Annotated in this window: 17 protein-coding genes; 10 read left to right on the forward strand and 7 right to left on the reverse strand. The window is 61.9% G+C overall.

Annotated elements, in window-relative coordinates; genetic code table 11:
• Positions 1-3: 3 nt before the first annotated feature.
• Together K5E37_RS16375 and K5E37_RS16380 are read left to right on the forward strand one after the other, a co-directional pair.
• Positions 4-555, forward strand: coding sequence for a disulfide bond formation protein B (locus K5E37_RS16375; protein WP_007951865.1), 552 nt, complete (start codon positions 4-6; stop codon positions 553-555).
• A 185-nt stretch (positions 556-740) separates the two neighbouring features.
• Complete coding sequence (locus K5E37_RS16380; protein ID WP_007951863.1) at positions 741-1,199, forward strand: Rsd/AlgQ family anti-sigma factor; 459 nt, start codon at positions 741-743, stop codon at positions 1,197-1,199.
• Positions 1,200-1,259: 60 nt separating this feature from the next.
• On the opposite strand, the gene K5E37_RS16385 is transcribed toward K5E37_RS16380, so the two are convergent.
• The gene (locus tag K5E37_RS16385) at positions 1,260-1,925 is read right to left on the reverse strand and encodes an FKBP-type peptidyl-prolyl cis-trans isomerase (RefSeq protein WP_007951860.1); all 666 of its coding nucleotides are present in this window, start codon (positions 1,923-1,925) and stop codon (positions 1,260-1,262) included.
• Between the two features lie 192 nt (positions 1,926-2,117).
• Between K5E37_RS16385 and K5E37_RS16390 the strand changes: the two genes are divergently transcribed.
• The gene (locus tag K5E37_RS16390) at positions 2,118-3,299 is read left to right on the forward strand and encodes an AlgP family protein (RefSeq protein ID WP_221534502.1); all 1,182 of its coding nucleotides are present in this window, start codon (positions 2,118-2,120) and stop codon (positions 3,297-3,299) included.
• Here the strand turns inward: K5E37_RS16390 and K5E37_RS16395 are convergent.
• On the reverse strand, positions 3,296-3,757 hold the full coding sequence (locus tag K5E37_RS16395; protein WP_007951857.1) for a TIGR02444 family protein: 462 nt from the start codon (positions 3,755-3,757) through the stop codon (positions 3,296-3,298). The two genes, K5E37_RS16390 and K5E37_RS16395, sit on opposite strands and share 4 nt — an antisense overlap.
• 50 nt (positions 3,758-3,807) lie before the next feature.
• Here K5E37_RS16395 and K5E37_RS16400 point away from each other — a divergent pair, with 50 nt between their 5' ends.
• The 3 genes from K5E37_RS16400 (at position 3,808) to K5E37_RS16410 (ending at position 7,889) form a co-directional block, all read left to right on the forward strand.
• A complete protein-coding gene (locus K5E37_RS16400; protein ID WP_221534504.1) occupies positions 3,808-6,561 on the forward strand; it encodes an ATP-binding cassette domain-containing protein in 2,754 nt (917 codons plus the stop codon).
• On the forward strand, positions 6,561-7,142 hold the full coding sequence (locus K5E37_RS16405) for a mechanosensitive ion channel family protein (protein WP_007951853.1): 582 nt from the start codon (positions 6,561-6,563) through the stop codon (positions 7,140-7,142). Before K5E37_RS16400 ends, K5E37_RS16405 begins: the two co-directional genes overlap by 1 nt.
• A gap of 114 nt (positions 7,143-7,256) precedes the next feature.
• Complete coding sequence (locus K5E37_RS16410; RefSeq protein ID WP_007951851.1) at positions 7,257-7,889, forward strand: LysE family transporter; 633 nt, start codon at positions 7,257-7,259, stop codon at positions 7,887-7,889.
• A gap of 124 nt (positions 7,890-8,013) precedes the next feature.
• On the opposite strand, the gene K5E37_RS16415 is transcribed toward K5E37_RS16410, so the two are convergent.
• The 5 genes from K5E37_RS16415 to K5E37_RS16435 all read right to left on the reverse strand — a co-directional run bounded on the left by K5E37_RS16415 (position 8,014) and on the right by K5E37_RS16435 (position 12,776).
• Positions 8,014-8,757: a hypothetical protein gene (locus K5E37_RS16415; RefSeq protein WP_007951850.1), complete on the reverse strand. Its 744-nt coding sequence runs from the start codon at positions 8,755-8,757 to the stop codon at positions 8,014-8,016.
• 3 nt (positions 8,758-8,760) lie between these two features.
• On the reverse strand, positions 8,761-9,348 hold the full coding sequence (gene lpoB, locus K5E37_RS16420; RefSeq protein WP_007951848.1) for a penicillin-binding protein activator LpoB: 588 nt from the start codon (positions 9,346-9,348) through the stop codon (positions 8,761-8,763).
• 36 nt (positions 9,349-9,384) lie between these two features.
• Complete coding sequence (locus K5E37_RS16425) at positions 9,385-9,759, reverse strand: YcfL family protein (RefSeq protein WP_221534505.1); 375 nt, start codon at positions 9,757-9,759, stop codon at positions 9,385-9,387.
• A 15-nt stretch (positions 9,760-9,774) separates the two neighbouring features.
• Positions 9,775-11,169: a COG3014 family protein gene (locus K5E37_RS16430; protein ID WP_085606055.1), complete on the reverse strand. Its 1,395-nt coding sequence runs from the start codon at positions 11,167-11,169 to the stop codon at positions 9,775-9,777.
• 206 nt (positions 11,170-11,375) lie between these two features.
• A complete protein-coding gene (locus K5E37_RS16435; protein ID WP_221534507.1) occupies positions 11,376-12,776 on the reverse strand; it encodes a COG3014 family protein in 1,401 nt (466 codons plus the stop codon).
• 198 nt (positions 12,777-12,974) lie between these two features.
• On the opposite strand from K5E37_RS16435, the gene K5E37_RS16440 reads away from it, so the two are divergent.
• The 4 genes from K5E37_RS16440 (at position 12,975) to K5E37_RS16455 (ending at position 17,140) form a co-directional block, all read left to right on the forward strand.
• Positions 12,975-13,688, forward strand: coding sequence for a cysteine hydrolase family protein (locus K5E37_RS16440; protein ID WP_256578427.1), 714 nt, complete (start codon positions 12,975-12,977; stop codon positions 13,686-13,688).
• 8 nt (positions 13,689-13,696) lie between these two features.
• Positions 13,697-14,596 carry a LysR family transcriptional regulator gene (locus K5E37_RS16445; RefSeq protein ID WP_085606051.1) on the forward strand — a complete coding sequence of 300 codons (900 nt, stop codon included), beginning with the start codon at positions 13,697-13,699 and terminating at the stop codon, positions 14,594-14,596.
• Positions 14,597-14,682: 86 nt separating this feature from the next.
• Positions 14,683-16,581, forward strand: a complete 1,899-nt coding sequence (locus tag K5E37_RS16450; protein WP_221534509.1) for an FTR1 family protein — start codon at positions 14,683-14,685, stop codon at positions 16,579-16,581.
• 103 nt (positions 16,582-16,684) lie between these two features.
• Positions 16,685-17,140 carry a YaiI/YqxD family protein gene (locus K5E37_RS16455; RefSeq protein WP_064384054.1) on the forward strand — a complete coding sequence of 152 codons (456 nt, stop codon included), beginning with the start codon at positions 16,685-16,687 and terminating at the stop codon, positions 17,138-17,140.
• The last annotated feature ends 125 nt before the right edge of the window (positions 17,141-17,265 follow it).

Raw genomic sequence — 17,265 nt, forward strand, 5'->3', positions numbered from 1 at the left:
GCCATGTCGTTGGCCTGCTCACGCTCCCTGTTCTTTATGGCTTTCACTGCGGGGATTCTGGCCCTGGGAGCTTCTTATTACCTCGAATACGCGGTCGGTCTGGTGCCTTGCAGTCTGTGTCTGGTCCAGCGTCTGTTCATGAGTGTCCTTACCCTTTTTTGTGGTGTGGCTGCGATCCATGGACCGCAACGTGTCGGTCTGTCGCTGTATTGGACGATGGCGTTGCTGACCAGCCTTGGCGGAATGACGGCGGCGTGGCGGCAAGTGCTGCTGCAAAGTGATTCTCTGCAAAGGCTGGCGCATTGCGGGCCCGGGCCGGAAGAAATGTTCAGCAGCCTGCCGTGGTTATGCGCCCTGATGCGTATGTTCAATGACACGGCCGATTGCGCGGAATTGTCCTGGACGCTGTTCGACCTGAGCATTCCGGAGTGGAGTCTGCTGTTTTTCGTGGGGATGTCGATCCTGGCTGTTTACCAGTTGCTGCGACAGGTCTGGATGGCTTTGCAGCAACCGCTCAGCGGCCAACCGTCGCACCCGGTGCTGGTCAGGGATTAAACACTTGTATGAACTTTCTCTCCTGCGTACCTTGAAGCCATAGGCGTGCGGGCATAATCTGGCCCGCACGTGTCATTGGAATTGTGTTGCTCGATGACGCTCTGCCTGGCCGCCTCTCAAAGCAATATTCACAAGAAGGGGCGCGGGTGTAGAGCAGCATGACCCACAAGGGAAGAGAGATCGCCATGCTCGAAAGTTGTCAGAATGCTCAGGAACGTTGGGGTGGAGTTCATCTGCTGATCGACCGCTGGCTGCAGGAGCGTGAGGAATTGATCGCTGCCTATGACAAGCTGGGCGCCAAACCTCAGGCGCTGTCCGAGGATCGAAAGCCCTTGCAGGAATTCTGCGGCGTGCTGGTCGATTACGTCTCGGCCGGGCACTTCGAGATCTACGAACAGCTGACGGGCGAGGCCAAGGCCTTCAACGACAAGCGCGGCCTGGAACTGGCCGAGACGATCTATCCGCGGATCGATGTCATCACTGAAAAGCTGCTCGCGTTCAACGACCTTTGCGATGAAGGCAAATGCGTTGCGGAGAAATTCAAGGAGCTGGGCGGCCTGCTCCACGAACGCTTCGAACTGGAAGACTGCCTGATCGAAGTGCTGCACACCGCACACAAGGAAGAGGATTCGGTTCAGGCCTGAATCGAACCTCGCAAGAACCAGAAACGGTGCGCCCCAGGCGCACCGTTTTTTATTGGGCGATCAACTGGTCGCACCGCGCAATTCCACTTCGAACACCAGCGGTGTGAACGGCGCGATCAAGTCGCCGGCACCGTCGGCGCCGTACGCTTGATCCGATGGAATCACCAGACGCCATTTCGCGCCGACCGGCATGTTCTGCAACGCAGTGCGCCAGCCGGCGATCACGCTGTCGAGATTGAACCACTGCGGCTGGCTGTTCTGATCGAACACGGTGCCATCCGGCAGTCGGCCGATATACAGCACCTGCACTTTTCCATCCGGGCCGGCCTTCGTGCCGTTCCCCGGCGCCAGCTCGGTCAGCAGGATGCCGTCGGCCAACTCCTTCACACCCGGTTTGGCTTTTTCGGCGGTGAGAAAACGTCGCTCATTTTCCATCGCCGCTTCAGTCGAAGGCATCGCCGCCTGCTCGGCTGTCTGCGATTCGTGATCGGCGAGGATCTGCTCGATGCGTGCCTCGCTCAATGCCAGCGGCTTGCCTTGATAGGCCTGTTGCAGACCTTCGATCAACGCCTGGATCTGGAGCTGCGGCACTTCCTGACGCAGCCGTTCACCGAGGCTGGCACCAAGGCTGTAAGCCAGATCGTGAGCGTCATTCGCGGTGGTTTTTTCGTCGGCCTGAGCCACGGAAAAAATCATGCAGAGGGATAAAAAAAGGTAGCGCGACATGGGCACTCTCCATCCTGAATTGCGGTGGATTATGCCAGCGCGAACGTCTGCAACGGTGAACTGCTTTTGCCAATGCGCAGAAGTTTTTCGCAAGCCTGCAACCGAGTGCTTTCGATACTGTCAACATGCCCTAGCGGCGGTAGCAGCAGAGGTCTAGTATGAGCCGCACTCACGTCAGCCAGGAGGTAAACCATGTCGGCCACCAAGAAGCCTGTAAACACTCCGTTGCATTTACTCCAACAACTCTCGGGCAGCCTGCTCGAGCATCTGGAAAACGCTTGCTCCCAAGCCTTGGCTGATGCTGAAAAACTGCTCGCCAAACTGGAAAAGCAACGCGGCAAGGCGCAAGAAAAACTGCACAAATCCCGCACCAAATTGCAGGACGCAGCAGCAGCCGGTAAAGCCAAGGCGCAGACCAAGGCCAAGGCTGCCGTGAAGGAACTCGAAGACCTGCTCGATGCGCTGAAGGATCGTCAGTCCGATACCCGCAGCTACATTCTGCAACTCAAGCGCGATGCCCAGGAAAGCCTGAAACTGGCCCAAGGTGTCGGTCGTGTTCAAGAGGCTGTCGGCAAGGCGTTGTCCCTGCGTTCGGCTAAACCTGCAGCGGCGCCTGCGAAAAAAGCGGCCGCCAAACCTGCTGCAAAAGCACCGGCCAAAGCGCCTGCTAAAGCGCCAGTGAAAGCCGCTGCAAAACCAGCCGCGAAGAAACCCGCAGCCGCCAGCGCTGCCAAACCTGCGGCTAAAACCACAGCGGCCAAACCGGCTGCTGCAAAACCAGCCGCCAAACCTGCGGCGAAAACCGCTGCTGCGAAAGCGGCTCCGGCAAGAACTGCCGCTGCAAAACCAGCTGCCAAGCCAGCCACCAAGCCTGCTGCAAAACCAGCCGTTAAAGCCGCCGCTAAACCGGCCGCCAAAACTGCTGCTGCCAAGCCTGCGGCGAAAGCCGCTGCCAAACCGGTTGCTGCCAAACCTGCAGCCAAAGCGGCGGCGAAACCAGCGGCCAAGCCTGCGGTAAAAGCTGCGGCCAAGCCTGCTGCAAAACCAGCGGCCAAACCGGCCGCCGCCGCGAAGCCTGCAACGACCGCCGCCAAGCCAGCGGCCGCTGCCAAACCGGCCGCCAAGCCAGCAGCGAAACCTGCTGCAAAACCAGCAGTGAAAAAACCTGCCGCTGCCAAGCCGGCTGCCGCCAAGCCAGCAGCAAAACCAGCTGCAGCAAAACCGGCCACTGCGCCTGCTGCCAAACCTGCAGCCCCGGCAACTCCGGCTCCGACCGCAGCACCGGCATCCGCCACCACTACCTCGACCACCACAACCACGCCATCCCCGGCGCCGGTATCGAGCGTCGCCAGCAACCCGTCCAGCGCTTCCTAAGCGCCGGTCGCCGCGACGCGCAGCACTTGCAGCGCGTCGCGGTTCAGGTTGGCCGCAGGGCCGGCCAGCACTTCCAGCCAGTCACTCGACTCCTTCGAATTACGCTTCCAGCCTTGCGCGGCACCTTCAAGTCGTGACAGCAGCGCACGCTCCGCCTCCAGCTCCAATCCCTTGATCTGCTCGCGCATCCCCTTGAGTACCGGATCGGTGTCGGCCAGGGTTTTCCACTGCATGCGCAATGCGCGTAACGGCTGCACCACTTCCCGGTCCCAGGGCTCTGTCAGTTCCAGAAGCTGTCGCGCACGCGCCTCTTCACAGGTCGCATCGCGTTGTTCCAGCCATAAACCGCACAGCATCAGGCACACGTTGGCCCCCGCCGATTGCAGGCGCAGGCAGGCATCCTCCACGCCGGGACGGGCGTAGACGGCAAGGGCAAAGCTCCACAGGTCAGAGGACATCGTGCTACTCGCGCCAGTTGCGGGGGAAGCTGGTAGACTCCGCCGCCATTATGATCCGACTTCAGAACCTGACTTTACAGCGTGGCCCGCAACGTCTGCTAGAAGACGCCGAGCTGACCCTGCACGCCGGCCACAAAGCCGGCCTCATCGGTGCCAACGGCGCCGGCAAATCCAGCCTGTTCGCCTTGCTCCGCGGTGAGCTGCACCCGGACTCGGGCGACTGTCTGCTGCCGGCCGACTGGCGTATCGCCCACATGCGCCAGGAGGTCGACACGCTCGAGCGCCTGGCGGTCGACTATGTGCTCGACGGTGACCTGCGCCTGCGCGAAGTGCAGCGTGAGCTCGCGGCAGCCGAAGAGGCCCACGACGGCACCGCGCTGGCCCGCCTGCACGCCGAACTCGACAGTGCCGACGGCTACACCGCCGATGCGCGGGCGCGCAAATTGCTGGCTGGCCTCGGTTTCACCAACGAGCAGATGGATCGTCAGGTAGGAGATTTCTCCGGTGGCTGGCGGATGCGTCTGAACCTTGCGCAGGCTTTGATGTGCCCATCAGACCTGCTGCTGCTCGACGAACCGACCAACCACCTGGATCTCGACGCCATCATCTGGCTCGAAGAGTGGCTGAAAAGTTACCCCGGCACCTTGCTGCTGATTTCCCACGACCGGGACTTCCTCGATGAAGTGGTCGATCACGTGGCCCACGTCGATCAGCGCAAGCTGACGCTCTACCGTGGCGGCTACACCGCGTTCGAACGCGCCCGTGCCGAGCGTCTGGCCCAGCAGCAACAGGCCTACGAGAAGCAGCAGGCGCAGCGTGCGCACATGGAAAGCTACATCGCCCGGTTCAAGGCCCAGGCCACCAAGGCCCGTCAGGCCCAGAGCCGGATCAAGGCGCTGGAGCGGATGGAGGAGCTGTCGGCGGCCCACGTCGATTCGCCGTTCGACTTCGTGTTCCGCGAGTCGACCAAGATCTCCAGCCCGCTGATCGACCTGTCCGACGCGCGCCTGGGTTATGGCGAGAAAACCGTGCTGGAGAAGGTCAAGCTGCAACTGACCCCCGGCGCGCGGATCGGCTTGCTCGGCCCCAACGGCGCGGGTAAATCGACCCTGATCAAAAACCTCGCCGGTGAGCTCGAACCGCTGGCCGGGCGCCTGACTCGCGGTGAGAACACCGTGGTCGGCTACTTCGCTCAACATCAGCTCGACTCGCTGGATTCCAAAGCCAGCCCGTTGCTGCACTTGCAGCGTCTGGCACCGACCGAGCGCGAGCAGACCCTGCGCGATTTCCTCGGCGGTTTCGACTTCCGTGGTGCGCGGATCGATGAGCCGGTGCTGAATTTCTCTGGCGGCGAAAAGGCCCGTTTGGCCCTGGCGTTGATCGCCTGGGAGCGGCCGAACCTGCTGCTGCTCGACGAACCGACCAACCACCTGGATCTCGACGCCATCATCTGGCTCGAAGAGTGGCTGAAAAGTTACCCCGGCACCTTGCTGCTGATTTCCCACGACCGGGACTTCCTCGATGAAGTGGTCGATCACGTGGCCCACGTCGATCAGCGCAAGCTGACGCTCTACCGTGGCGGCTACACCGCGTTCGAACGCGCCCGTGCCGAGCGTCTGGCCCAGCAGCAACAGGCCTACGAGAAGCAGCAGGCGCAGCGTGCGCACATGGAAAGCTACATCGCCCGGTTCAAGGCCCAGGCCACCAAGGCCCGTCAGGCCCAGAGCCGGATCAAGGCGCTGGAGCGGATGGAGGAGCTGTCGGCGGCCCACGTCGATTCGCCGTTCGACTTCGTGTTCCGCGAGTCGACCAAGATCTCCAGCCCGCTGATCGACCTGTCCGACGCGCGCCTGGGTTATGGCGAGAAAACCGTGCTGGAGAAGGTCAAGCTGCAACTGACCCCCGGCGCGCGGATCGGCTTGCTCGGCCCCAACGGCGCGGGTAAATCGACCCTGATCAAAAACCTCGCCGGTGAGCTCGAACCGCTGGCCGGGCGCCTGACTCGCGGTGAGAACACCGTGGTCGGCTACTTCGCTCAACATCAGCTCGACTCGCTGGATTCCAAAGCCAGCCCGTTGCTGCACTTGCAGCGTCTGGCACCGACCGAGCGCGAGCAGACCCTGCGCGATTTCCTCGGCGGTTTCGACTTCCGTGGTGCGCGGATCGATGAGCCGGTGCTGAATTTCTCTGGCGGCGAAAAGGCCCGTTTGGCCCTGGCGTTGATCGCCTGGGAGCGGCCGAACCTGCTGCTGCTCGACGAACCGACCAACCACCTCGATCTGGAAATGCGCCTGGCGCTGACCATGGCGTTGCAGGAATTCAGCGGTGCGGTGCTGGTGGTTTCCCACGATCGGCACCTGCTCAAAAGCACCACCGACAACTTCTTCCTGGTCGCGGACGGCAAGGTCGAAGAGTTCGATGGCGACCTCGAAGACTACGCCCGTTGGCTGGTCGAGTACCGTCAGCGCAATGCCCCGGTCAGCAACACACCGGTCAACCCGGACAAGACCGACAAGAAGGCCCAGCGTCAGGCTGCCGCTGCGTTGCGTCAGCAACTGGCGCCGCACAAGCGCGAGGCCGACAAGCTCGAAGCCGAGCTCGGCAAGCTGCACGAGAAACTCGCGAAGGTCGATGCCAGCCTTGGCGACAGCGACATCTACGAGCCGGCGCGCAAGAACGAATTGCGTGACCTGCTGGCCGAACAGGCCAAGCTGAAAGTCCGCGAAGGCGAACTTGAAGAAGCGTGGATGGAAGCCCTGGAAACGCTGGAAAGCATGCAGGCGGAGCTGGAGGCGTTGTCCTGATGGACGCCTTCAAACTTCCATTGCCGGCGATGTGGGTCGAGCCGATCTGGCTCGGCGTGCAGATTCTGTTGATCCTGCTGGCCGGTTACTTCGCCCAGCGCGTCGTCGCCCGATTCCTGACCCGCCTGGGCGAGAAGTATCCGTTCCCGCCGCAGCTGCTGATGCCGCTGCGTGGTGGTCTACGCTGGCTGATCATGGGCAGTGCGCTGATCTTCGTGCTGGAACGACTCGGGGTCTCGGCCACGGTGCTGTGGACCGCGTTGTCGGGTTTCGTCGCAGTGGCGGCGGTAGCGTTCTTCGCCATGTGGAGTGTGCTGTCGAACCTGCTCTGCGCGATTCTGATCTTCACCGTCGGCCCGTTCCGTCTCGGCGACGTGGTCGAACTGGTCGACACCACCGACAAGCCGGGCGTCAAAGGCCGGGTGGTGGCGATCAATCTGCTCTACACCACGCTGATCGAGGCTGAAGAACTCGGTACCGGCAGCGCCATGGTGCAAGTGCCCAACAGCCTGTTCTTCCAGCGCTCGGTGCGCCGCTGGCGCGGCACGGATATCTTCCCTTCCAGCGGTTTCGAAAAGTGATTGGACGCCGGCCACGTTGGTCGGCGGCCGCAACATCCTGCAAAAAATCGGTAGTCATCCAGCCAAATCCGCATTAGCTTTGAGGATTGTCACGAGTCCGAGTCGAGGTGTGCGATGGAGCTTCAAACATGGCTGGCGTTTTTTGCCGCCTGCTGGGTGATCAGTCTTTCTCCGGGTGCCGGCGCCATTGCGTCGATGTCCAGCGGCCTGCAATACGGTTTCTGGCGCGGCTACTGGAACGCCCTGGGCCTGCAAATCGGCCTGGCTGTACAGATTGCCATTGTCGGCGCCGGTGTCGGCGCGATCCTCACCGCTTCGGCCACTGCGTTCCATGCGATCAAATGGTTCGGTGTTGCCTACCTGGTTTATCTCGCGATCAAACAATGGCGCGCACTGCCGATGGACATGAGTGACGACGCGGCCGTTCGCCCGATCGGCAAACCGCTGGCTCTGGTGTTCCGTGGCTTTCTGGTGAACATCAGCAACCCCAAGGCGCTGGTGTTCATGCTCGCGGTGCTGCCGCAGTTCATCAATCCACATGCACCGCTGCTGATCCAGTACGTGGTGATCGGCGTGACCATGATCGCGGTCGACCTGATCGTCATGGCCGGCTACACCGGACTGGCTTCGAAGGTGTTGCGCCTGTTGCGTACACCGACCCAGCAGAAACGCATGAACCGCACCTTTGCCGGGCTGTTCATTGGCGCTGCGGCGTTCATGGCGACGCTGCGCAAAGCGGCCGCATAAAGCGTACAGGCACAAAAAAGGCGACCTTCTCAGGTCGCCTTTTTTTTGTGTCTGGAACGCAGAGCGTCCCGGGCTGCATTCCCACGCGGACGGTTCGACGCCTCGACGTGGGAACGATCATCGGTCAGTGAAGAATCACTGGCGCCGTATCACGCGGCAGATTGTTGCGCTGCTGCGGTTCGCGCGGCTGCTCGTAACCGCCACCACCGAGCTGCATGCTCAGTTGTCCGGCCACGTCTTCGCCCAGTGCCTTCGACACGTCACGCACCACCCGTGGGCGGTTGAGTGAGATCTTGATGTCGCGGTGGTTCACCAGTTTGGTGTCCTGCGCCTCACCCATCGCCGTGAAGGCCGAGGTGATTTCGTAGGTCTTGGTGTTGATCAGGCTGAAATCGGCCACCAGCGTCAGGCCCAGTACTGCCGAATAGCTGTCGGTGTGCGCCAGCTCGTTCATGTCCTGGGTGAAGTCGATGTCCGACACGGTGCCGAACAGCACGTAGTCGGCACCCTTGAAGTTGCCGGCCTTGATCCGCTTGATCACATCGTAGATGTCACCCTTGGACGACGCCGTGTACGGTGTGCCCTGAATCAACTGGAACATGCCGGTACGCAGGATTTCACCTTTGATGTCGCCGGTGAATTTACGCAGCTCGGCCTGCTCGATGTAGCTGGTGTTGGCTTCGAATTCGTCGTAGCTCGAAGAACCGCTGGAGCTGTAGTAGCCCTCGCGGTAGTTGTTCTTCGACGAAACGATGTGGATGTATTGCTCCACACGTTCCTGGTACGCCAGATCCGTCACCGCGACTTTCGGGGCCGCTTGCACGCTGAACGCGCAAGCCAGGGCCATCATGCCAATCCATGCGCGCATCGATTAACGCTCCGTGGTTTTGCGGATCTCTTTCTCGTCCATCCACTCGGCCAGACCGCTTTCAACGTCGATCAGTTGCAGGCTGAATTTGTAGAAGACGTCCTTGTAGTCGCTGCTGCGCTTGACGATCGAGCTGATCGAACCTTCAAGACGGTATTTGGCGGCGATCATGTTGCCAGTCTTGGCCACGGTGCTCTTCTTGTACAGGCCGCTCTGGTTTTGCAGCTTGAGCTGGTCGACCTGGCTCTGCATCGCGGTGTTGTCGCTGGCGAAACGGGCGGTGCCGGACTTCATCAGCTGGGTCTTGATGCTGGTGGTGATTTCGCGGGTGTCGATGTATTCGCTGGTCTTGTTCTTCACGTCGTAGACCTGCACCACAGGGCGACCCTGCAGGATGCCGGACTGGGCCAGGGAACGGGTCATCGACTCGGCGATCATCTGCAGGTCGGTCGAACCGAACTCGTTGGTCACGGTTTCAACGGCCTTGGTGTCGCCGTAGCTGATGTTCTTGCTGCCCAGGGTCGGCGAAGTGTTGGCGCAACCGGAGGCCAGCAGGGCGAGGACGGCGATGAAGGAAAAGCGTGCAAACATGGGAATGCTCTCTGAATCGGGAATAGGGTGTCGGGCTTAAGGCGTCTTGAGTTCCAGACGGAAATCCACGGCTTTCGGCGTCGGGGCGATGCCCTGGATGAAGCTGGTCTGGGCGCCGTACATCATCTGGCTCTTCCAGACTTCTTCTTCGGCGACCGGGAAACCTTCCGGCCCGAGCCAGGCGAAGCGGTAGTAGAACGTATTGTTGCTGTTGAGGGTGTTGCTCAACTGCACGTTGACGGTCATGAAGCCGTTTTCGCGGGCCACGCGCATCGCGCCGACCACGATGTGTTTCTGCGGGCCCATGGCCACGACCTTGCTCGCGGCACTGCCCGGCTCAGGTGGTGGCGGGGTGGCGCAGCCGCTCGCCAAAAGGGCGAGGGCGGCGACGGCGATGAGTTTGAAGCGCATGCAAAGACTCCGTTCTTAAGGTTGTTTGAGGCTGGCCACGGCGGTGGCGCCAGCACTCGGGGTAACGTGGGCGGCGAGGCCTGCGGCGAATACCTGATTGCCGACGGCGCGCAGGGTGATCACCTGGTAACGCTGATCGACGGTCACCTTGACCTGAGAACCACCAACGGCGCTCGGCAGAGTGACTTGGTGCTCGCCTTTCTTCAAGCGCAGACGTACCACTTGTGTGGTGTCCGGCAGGGTACGCCACGTACGGGTATCGGCACCTTCGAGCACAGCTGAAGAAATACCGACCGCCAGGCCCGCCAGCGGGTTGGTTTCGTTGATCTTCTTCTGCGCCACACCTTTGGTGATCGCACGCACGGTGGTGCGCAGGATGATCCCCGGCATGTCATCGCGCAGGGCGCGGCGGGACATGGCGGTGGTGCTGTTCAGTGCGGTCAGGTCGACCTGTTGGCCATCGACACCGATCTGCGCGAATGTCGCGGTGGAGGTGTCAGGTTTGATGATCGGGAACGACAGCGGAGTGATTACTACGTTGTTGGAGATCGGCAGCGGCAGTGGCACGCGGATCGAATCGCGGGCCGGCGCCAGACCGCTTTGCACCACGATCAGGATGTCGCTGTCGTCGCTCTTGACCGGCTTGTCGAGGTTGACCAGCGCCTGCTCCAGCAGGGGAGTGTTCGGGCGCAGTTCGGCCGCCTTGCGATAGCCCGGCGCAGCGAGGTCTTTCTCGCCCAGGGCTTCATAGACGAAACCGGCCAGGTAATGGCTGAACGCACTCTGGTAGCTGTTTTTCAGGCCGACCACTTCCGGCGCGTCGAGGCTGGCGACCGGGTAGCCCTGCAAGTCCTTGTATTCGGTCTTGATGCCTTCTTTCTCGGCTTCCTCTTCGCTCTTGAGGTATTCCTTGTCGCGCAGGTCGGCGATCACGGCCTCACGTTCGTGAGTCTTCTTGATCGCGGTACGGGCGCCGTCAAAATCGTTGACCGCCAGCAGGTTCAGAGCCATCTGCGTGGTCAGCATGACTTTTTCATAGTCGTAGCCTTCGTAGCGGCGCACCTTGTCGTTGACCAGGAAACTGCCGAACTGGGCCAGGTACTTGTCGGTGTCGAGCTTGACCGAGTCTTCCCACTTGCCCACCACCTGGTCGGCGCTGGTCCAGGCATTCTGGCTGCCGGACAGATCGCCCTTGGCGCGCAGCAGCTCACCCTTCTCGAAGTAATAGAGCAGGTCCTTGTCCGGGCCGGTGTTGTTTTTTTCCAGCAGGGTCAGGGCGGCGTCGACGTTGCCGGTGGCCAGTTGCTGGTTGGTCTGGGCCAGTTCGGAATCGTAGTTGCGAAACGCCGAACAGCCGGACAGCAGGGTGACAGCGCTGAGCGCGATCAGAGTGGGAGCGCGGAATGCCATGGGGTACTTCTTCCATGAGTAGCGACAGCCTCGGGTGCGGGTCGGGCTGCTGGGACCGATCGGCAGTGGCGCTGGCCTCCTGCCAATTCCTCATAACAAGAGGAGCTTTAATGCCGCATCGCGATAGCGCGGGCGCGGCATTATAAGCGGGCGGTGCTGGCTATGTAATAGCTTTTTAATTGCACCGGTTAGTTAGGTGCCATTACTTATTTCAGGCCGGATACCACGCGGCTTTCCGGCGATGTGGAGGCCTGGAAAGCGCTGCCGTTGGCATAGATTCTGTCGCCCAGGGCGCGCAGGCCGATGATCTGACGATCCTGATCGATGCGGATTTTCAGCGGTGCGACACCGGGTGCGGTAGGCAGATTGATCATGTGCTCGCCTTTCTTCAGCCGCAGGCGCAGTACCTGGGTGAGGTTGGGCAGGGTGCGCCAGGTGCGGGTGTCTGCGTGCTCGAATCCATCGTAATGGGTCACATAGGACGCCTTGGCCGGGTTGCGCCGATTGTCGGTGCCCTGGACGTCTGCCGCCAGGAACGCGCGATACGTGGTGCGCTGGATGATCCCGGGCATGTCGTCCCGCAGAGTGCGCAAGGACATGTCGGTAATGTTGTTGACCGTGATCAGCTTCTTTTGACGACCGTCGAGGCTGATCTGATTGAAGGGTGGGGTGGACGTGTCGGGCACCATCACCGGAAACGACACATTGGCCACGATCACCTGACCGTCCTCAAGCTTCACCGGATACGGCACTCGCACCGAACTGCGAGCCGGCGCCAGCCCGCTTTGCACGATGATCAGCACATCGCTTTCGTCCGCCTTGAGCCCGGGGCTGTCGAGGTCATGCAATGCCTGTTGGAAGAACGGCATGTCAGGACGCAGTTCTATGGCCTGACGGTAACCGGGTGCGGCCAGATCCTTTTCACCCAGGGCTTCATAAGTGAAGCCGGCCAGATAGTGGCTGAACGCACTTTGATAGCCGTTCTTCAGCGCGATGACCGCCGGCGAGTCCAGCATGACCACCGGGTAACCTTGCAGATCCTTGTAATGAACGCGCGCGCCCTGGGCCTTGGCGGCATTTTCAATGCGCTCGTATTCCAGTTCTCGTTGCCGGGCGATCAGGGTTTCGCGCTCGTGGGTTTTCTTGATGTCCGCACGGGCACCGTCGAAATCATTCACGGCCAACTGGTTCAGGGCCATCTGCGTGGTCAGCATGACCTTTTCATAGTCGTAACCATCGTAGCGACGAATCTTGTCGTTGATGATGCTGCCCCATTGATTGCCCAGGGCGGACAGCAACTTGTCGCCGGTGGTTTCTATGGTGTCCTGACGCTGGATCACCATCTGTTCGGCGCTGCGCCAGGCGACCTGACTTTGCGGCAACTCCCCGGCAGCGCTGAGTACCGCGCCTTTCTCGAAGTAATACAGCAGGTCTTTTTCTTCATCCGGGTTATGCGCCTCGATCAGGGCCAGCGCACCGTTGGTGTCGCCCGCTTTCAACTGATCGGTGGTCTGTTGCAGTTCCAGATCGTAATTGCGGTAGGCCCCGCAACCGCTCAACTGCAAGACGATGCTGAACAACAGGGAAAACAGCAGGCAATGGCGCATGGCGAGGGGTTCTTCCTTGAACAGAAGGGCGACTGAAGTGGCGCATTATAGTGGGAGATGATGGCTAATTGCCGGGCAGATTTTTTCACATGGTCTGTGCAAAAGTTGCACAGATCATGTGCCAATACTGCCGTGGTGAGGCCGTTTGCGGATTCCTAGACTTGGCCGACTTACACGCCTCTCTACAGGAACCGCGCCATGACTCTCTCGCAAACGTATCGCTGCAGCTCAGTTTTCAGAATCCTGTTCGCCAGTCTTGGTCTCGCTGCGGTCAGCAGTGCGATGGCCAGTACTGCACCGGATGCTCATCCAACCATTCGTGCAATATCCGGCGCGGTGCCGATCGAGCGCCTCGACCCGAAGACCACCGCGCTGGTGGTGATTGATTTCCAGAACGAGTACTTCAGCGGGCGTCTGCCGATTCCCGACGGCATCGCGGCCATGAACAAGGCCCGTGAGCTGATCCGCTTTGCCGATCAGGCGAAGATGCCGGTGTTCCAGGTTCAGCACGTCGCGCCCGCCGGTTCGCCGGTGTTTGCGCAGGGTGGCGAGACCGTGAAGTTTCATCCGCTGATGCAGCCGAGGGCGCAGGATCACGTGCTGCAAAAGTCCACGGTCAGCGTGTTCGCCAGTACCGACCTTGATCGGCAGCTCAAGCAGGCCGGCATCAAAACCGTGATTTTCGCCGGGCTGATGACCCACGCCTGCGTTGCCGGCGGTGCCCGGGACGCTGCGCCGTTGGGCTATCAGGTCGTGGTAGCATCCGACGCTTCGGCGACCCGGGCGATCACCCGCGTCAACGGCGACACCGTCGACAAGGACAGCCTGCACCGCGCGGCGCTGGCCGAAATCGAAGACACCTTCGGTGACGTCATGACCACGCAGCAGATCGTTCGCCTGCCACTCGACTGAGGGCTTCGATGAATCAGCTGTTGGCCATGCGCGCGTTCCGTTGCATCGTCGAGTGTCGCGGCTTCACTGCCGCCGCCGAGCGGCTCGACACCACCCATTCGACGATCTCCCGCCAGCTCCAGCAACTGGAGGCGGAGCTCGGCACGCGCCTGATCAACCGCAACACCCGGCGCTTCAGCCTGACCACGGCGGGGCAGCAGTATTACGCCGCGTGCGTGGACATTCTCGACCGCCTCGATCAGGCCGCGCTGGCGGTCGGGCAGGCCCGTGAAACCCCCAGTGGACTGTTGCGCATCAGCGCGCCGGTGGTGATCGGCACGCTGGAGCTGGCGAGCTGGCTGCCGGCGTTTCAGCAGCGTTATCCCGAGGTTGAGGTCGATCTGTCCTGCGATGACCGTTTCGTCGACCTGATCGCCGAAGGCTTCGACGTGGCGCTGCGCATCTGCGGGCCGCTGGCGGATTCATCCCTGGTGGCGCGTCTGCTGACGGTGTCCGAGATGGTGCTGGTGGCCTCGCCGACCTACGTCGCGCGACACGGTCTGATCCGCCAGGTCAGTGAGCTGGCCGACCATCAATTGCTCGCGTTCGCCGGCGGTGGCGACTGGTCGTTGACCGATGCGCGCGGGCTGACGACAGCGGTGCGTGCCCAGGGGCGGTTCAAGGCGGACTCGATCAGCTCGCTGCATGCGGCGGCGCTGGCCGGTGTCGGCATTGCCGCGTTCACCCGGGCCACGGTGCAGGACGATCTGTTGCATGGCCGGCTGGTGCAAATCCTGCCCAACTACAGCCTCGGCCAGCGGCATTACTACGCGCTGTATCCCCACGCCCGGCATGTGGCGCTGAAGGTGCAGGTCTTCGTCGAATTCATGGCCGAACACTACCGCAAGGCGAGTGCACCCTTGCGCTAAAACCCGTCGGGCCGCCAAGAAAGCTTGAGGGAAACGCGCTCGACGTGAACAATATGTAACTTCGCATTTCCATTTGAGACTCATTCATGACTGCCGCGTCCCGATTTCTGGCCTGGCTGGTGTTCCCGTTGTGCGCCCTGAGCAGCTTCAATCTACTGGCCGACACCGTGGAAGGCGCGCCGCAAGCGCTGCACCTGCTCGATTACATCAGCGCCGATTACCCGCCAACGGTAGCGGCAGGCAAAGTCATCGACGACGGCGAGTACCGCGAGCAGCTGGAATTCACCCAGGTGCTGCAAGGGCTGATCGCCGGCCTGCCGGCCAAGCCTGAGAAAGCGGCGCTGGAGCAGGGCGTCACCGCCTTGCACGCCGCGATCACGGCGAAACAGGACGGCGCGGACGTCGCCCGTCAGGCCCGGCAATTGGGGGCAAAACTGGCGGTGGCTTATGAAGTCAGCCAGGCCCCGATTATCACGCCTGACCCGACCCGTGGTGCGCCGCTGTACGCGCAAAACTGCTCGGTGTGCCACGGCGATGCGGGTGCCGGCGACGGCCCGGCGGGTCTCGGCATGACGCCGGCGCCGGCCAATCTGCGCGACGCTGCGCGGATGGATCACCTGAGCCTGTACGCGATCTACAGCACTCTCGGTCAAGGCGTCGAAGGCACTGACATGCCAGCCTTCGCCGATCAGCTGGATAACCGTCAGCGCTGGGATCTGGCGACCTACATCGCGCAGTTCAGCGCCGATCCGGCCACGGCCAAATCCGACAAGACCTACAACATCGCCGACCTGGCCCGCCAGACCCCGGCCGAAGTGCAAGCTGCCGAAGGCGCTGAAGCCGCCGCGATCTTCCGTGTCCAGCGGGCGCAGCCGCCGCAGATCAAGCGCGGCCCGGCGCAGTTGCTCGACTACACTGCCGCAACTTTGGACAAGAGCCTGGCGGCGTACCGCGCCGGTGAGCACGATCAGGCCTATGACCTGTCGGTGGCGGCGTATCTGGAAGGCTTCGAACTGGTCGAAAGCTCGCTGGACAACGTCGACGCCAACGTGCGCAAGGACACCGAAAAATCCCTGATGGCTTATCGGCAATCGCTGCAGGATGGTTTGCCGGTGGAGCAGGCCGAGCAGCGTCTGGACGCGGCCAAGGCCAAACTCAAGGAATCCGCCGGCCTGTTGGGAAGCGATGGTCTGAGTTGGTCGCTGAGCTACATCTCCGGTTTGCTGATTCTGTTGCGCGAAGGTCTGGAAGCGATTCTGGTGCTGGCGGCGATCCTCGCGTTCCTGCGCAACACCGGCCAGCAATCGGCGGTGCGCAGCGTCAACGTCGGCTGGGGGCTGGCGCTGCTCGCCGGCCTCGGCACCTGGGCACTGGCGGCGTATGTGATCGATGTCAGCGGCTCCCAGCGTGAACTGTTGGAAGGCGCCACGGCGCTGTTCGCCAGCGTCATGGTGTTGTGGCTCGGCGTGTGGATGCACGACCGTCGGCACGCGGCGGCCTGGCAGGATTACATCAAGCAGAGCCTGGTGGGTGGAGGCGGGCGTTTCGGTTTCGCGATCCTGGCGTTCTTCTCGGTGTACCGCGAGCTGTTCGAAGTGATCCTGTTCTACGAAACCCTGTGGCTGCAGGCCGGTCCCGCCGGGCATAACGCGGTACTCGCTGGCGGCGCGACGGCGCTGGTGCTGCTGTTCGGTCTGGCGTGGGTGATCTTGCGCGGCTCGGCGAAACTGCCGCTGACGCTGTTCTTCAGCATCAACGCAGCGCTGCTCTGCGCGTTGTCGGTGGTATTCGCCGGCCACGGCGTGAAGGCGTTGCAGGAAGCCGGGATCTTCGGCACCCGCCCGGTGGCGTTCTTCGATTTCGACTGGCTGGGGATTCATGCCGATGCGTACTCGCTGACGGCGCAGGCCGTGGCGATTGCGGCGATTATCGTGCTGTATGGTCGTAGCTGGGTGGCTGAAAAACGTAGGGTGACTGCTGCTTAAAGGCATTCGCTGCGCTCATATTCGCGAGCAAGCTCGCTCCCACAGGGTTGGTGCGTAATCTGTGGGAGCGAGCTTGCTCGCGAATTTTTTGGAGGTAGAAAACATGCGCGTATGGATCGATGCCGACGCCTGCCCGAAGATGGCCAAGGAGCTGGTGGTCAAGTTCGCTCTCAAGCGCCGCTTCGAAGTGGTGCTGGTGGCGGGGCAGCCGCAGAGCAAACCGGCGCTGGCGATCGTCAAGCTGATCGTGGTGCCGAGCGGCCCGGATGCGGCGGATGATTATCTGGTGGAACACGCGGTGCCGGGCGAACTGGTGATCTGCAGCGACATCCCGCTGGCCGACCGGTTGGTGAAGAAGGGCGTTGCAGCGCTGGACCCGCGAGGCAAGGAGTTCGACGCGCAGAACATGGGTGAGCGGCTGGCGACTCGCAATCTGTTCACTGACCTGCGTGAACAGGGCCAGGTCAGCGGCGGTCCGGCACCGTTCGGTGACCGGGAGAAGCAGGCGTTCGCCAATGCGCTGGACCGGATCCTCACCAGGCTCACCCGCAAAACCTGAACATTGATCGTTCCCACGCTCTGCGTGGGAATGCCTCTCGGGACGCTCCGCGTCCCAGCCTCACCGCCGATGCAAGGCAGACGCGGAGCGTCCAAGGCTGCATTCCCACGCGGAGCGTGGGAACG

The sequence above is a fragment of the Pseudomonas sp. RIT778 genome, assembly GCF_019718735.1.
Taxonomy (GTDB): Bacteria; Pseudomonadota; Gammaproteobacteria; order Pseudomonadales; family Pseudomonadaceae; genus Aquipseudomonas; species Aquipseudomonas aphyarum.

What these genes read in the sequence shown, in the direction of transcription:
- K5E37_RS16400 (WP_221534504.1), top strand. Translation starts at nt 3,808, where the DNA reads ATGATCCGACTTCAGAACCTGACTTTACAGCGTGGCCCGCAACGTCTG.
- K5E37_RS16405 (WP_007951853.1), top strand. Translation starts at nt 6,561, where the DNA reads ATGGACGCCTTCAAACTTCCATTGCCGGCGATGTGGGTCGAGCCGATC.
- K5E37_RS16410 (WP_007951851.1), top strand. Translation starts at nt 7,257, where the DNA reads ATGGAGCTTCAAACATGGCTGGCGTTTTTTGCCGCCTGCTGGGTGATC.
- K5E37_RS16455 (WP_064384054.1), top strand. Translation starts at nt 16,685, where the DNA reads ATGCGCGTATGGATCGATGCCGACGCCTGCCCGAAGATGGCCAAGGAG.
- K5E37_RS16375 (WP_007951865.1), top strand. Translation starts at nt 4, where the DNA reads ATGTCGTTGGCCTGCTCACGCTCCCTGTTCTTTATGGCTTTCACTGCG.
- lpoB (WP_007951848.1), bottom strand. Translation starts at nt 9,348, where the DNA reads ATGTTTGCACGCTTTTCCTTCATCGCCGTCCTCGCCCTGCTGGCCTCC.
- K5E37_RS16390 (WP_221534502.1), top strand. Translation starts at nt 2,118, where the DNA reads ATGTCGGCCACCAAGAAGCCTGTAAACACTCCGTTGCATTTACTCCAA.
- K5E37_RS16450 (WP_221534509.1), top strand. Translation starts at nt 14,683, where the DNA reads ATGACTGCCGCGTCCCGATTTCTGGCCTGGCTGGTGTTCCCGTTGTGC.
- K5E37_RS16425 (WP_221534505.1), bottom strand. Translation starts at nt 9,759, where the DNA reads ATGCGCTTCAAACTCATCGCCGTCGCCGCCCTCGCCCTTTTGGCGAGC.
- K5E37_RS16440 (WP_256578427.1), top strand. Translation starts at nt 12,975, where the DNA reads ATGACTCTCTCGCAAACGTATCGCTGCAGCTCAGTTTTCAGAATCCTG.
- K5E37_RS16430 (WP_085606055.1), bottom strand. Translation starts at nt 11,169, where the DNA reads ATGGCATTCCGCGCTCCCACTCTGATCGCGCTCAGCGCTGTCACCCTG.
- K5E37_RS16435 (WP_221534507.1), bottom strand. Translation starts at nt 12,776, where the DNA reads ATGCGCCATTGCCTGCTGTTTTCCCTGTTGTTCAGCATCGTCTTGCAG.
- K5E37_RS16395 (WP_007951857.1), bottom strand. Translation starts at nt 3,757, where the DNA reads ATGTCCTCTGACCTGTGGAGCTTTGCCCTTGCCGTCTACGCCCGTCCC.
- K5E37_RS16415 (WP_007951850.1), bottom strand. Translation starts at nt 8,757, where the DNA reads ATGCGCGCATGGATTGGCATGATGGCCCTGGCTTGCGCGTTCAGCGTG.
- K5E37_RS16385 (WP_007951860.1), bottom strand. Translation starts at nt 1,925, where the DNA reads ATGTCGCGCTACCTTTTTTTATCCCTCTGCATGATTTTTTCCGTGGCT.
- K5E37_RS16445 (WP_085606051.1), top strand. Translation starts at nt 13,697, where the DNA reads ATGAATCAGCTGTTGGCCATGCGCGCGTTCCGTTGCATCGTCGAGTGT.
- K5E37_RS16380 (WP_007951863.1), top strand. Translation starts at nt 741, where the DNA reads ATGCTCGAAAGTTGTCAGAATGCTCAGGAACGTTGGGGTGGAGTTCAT.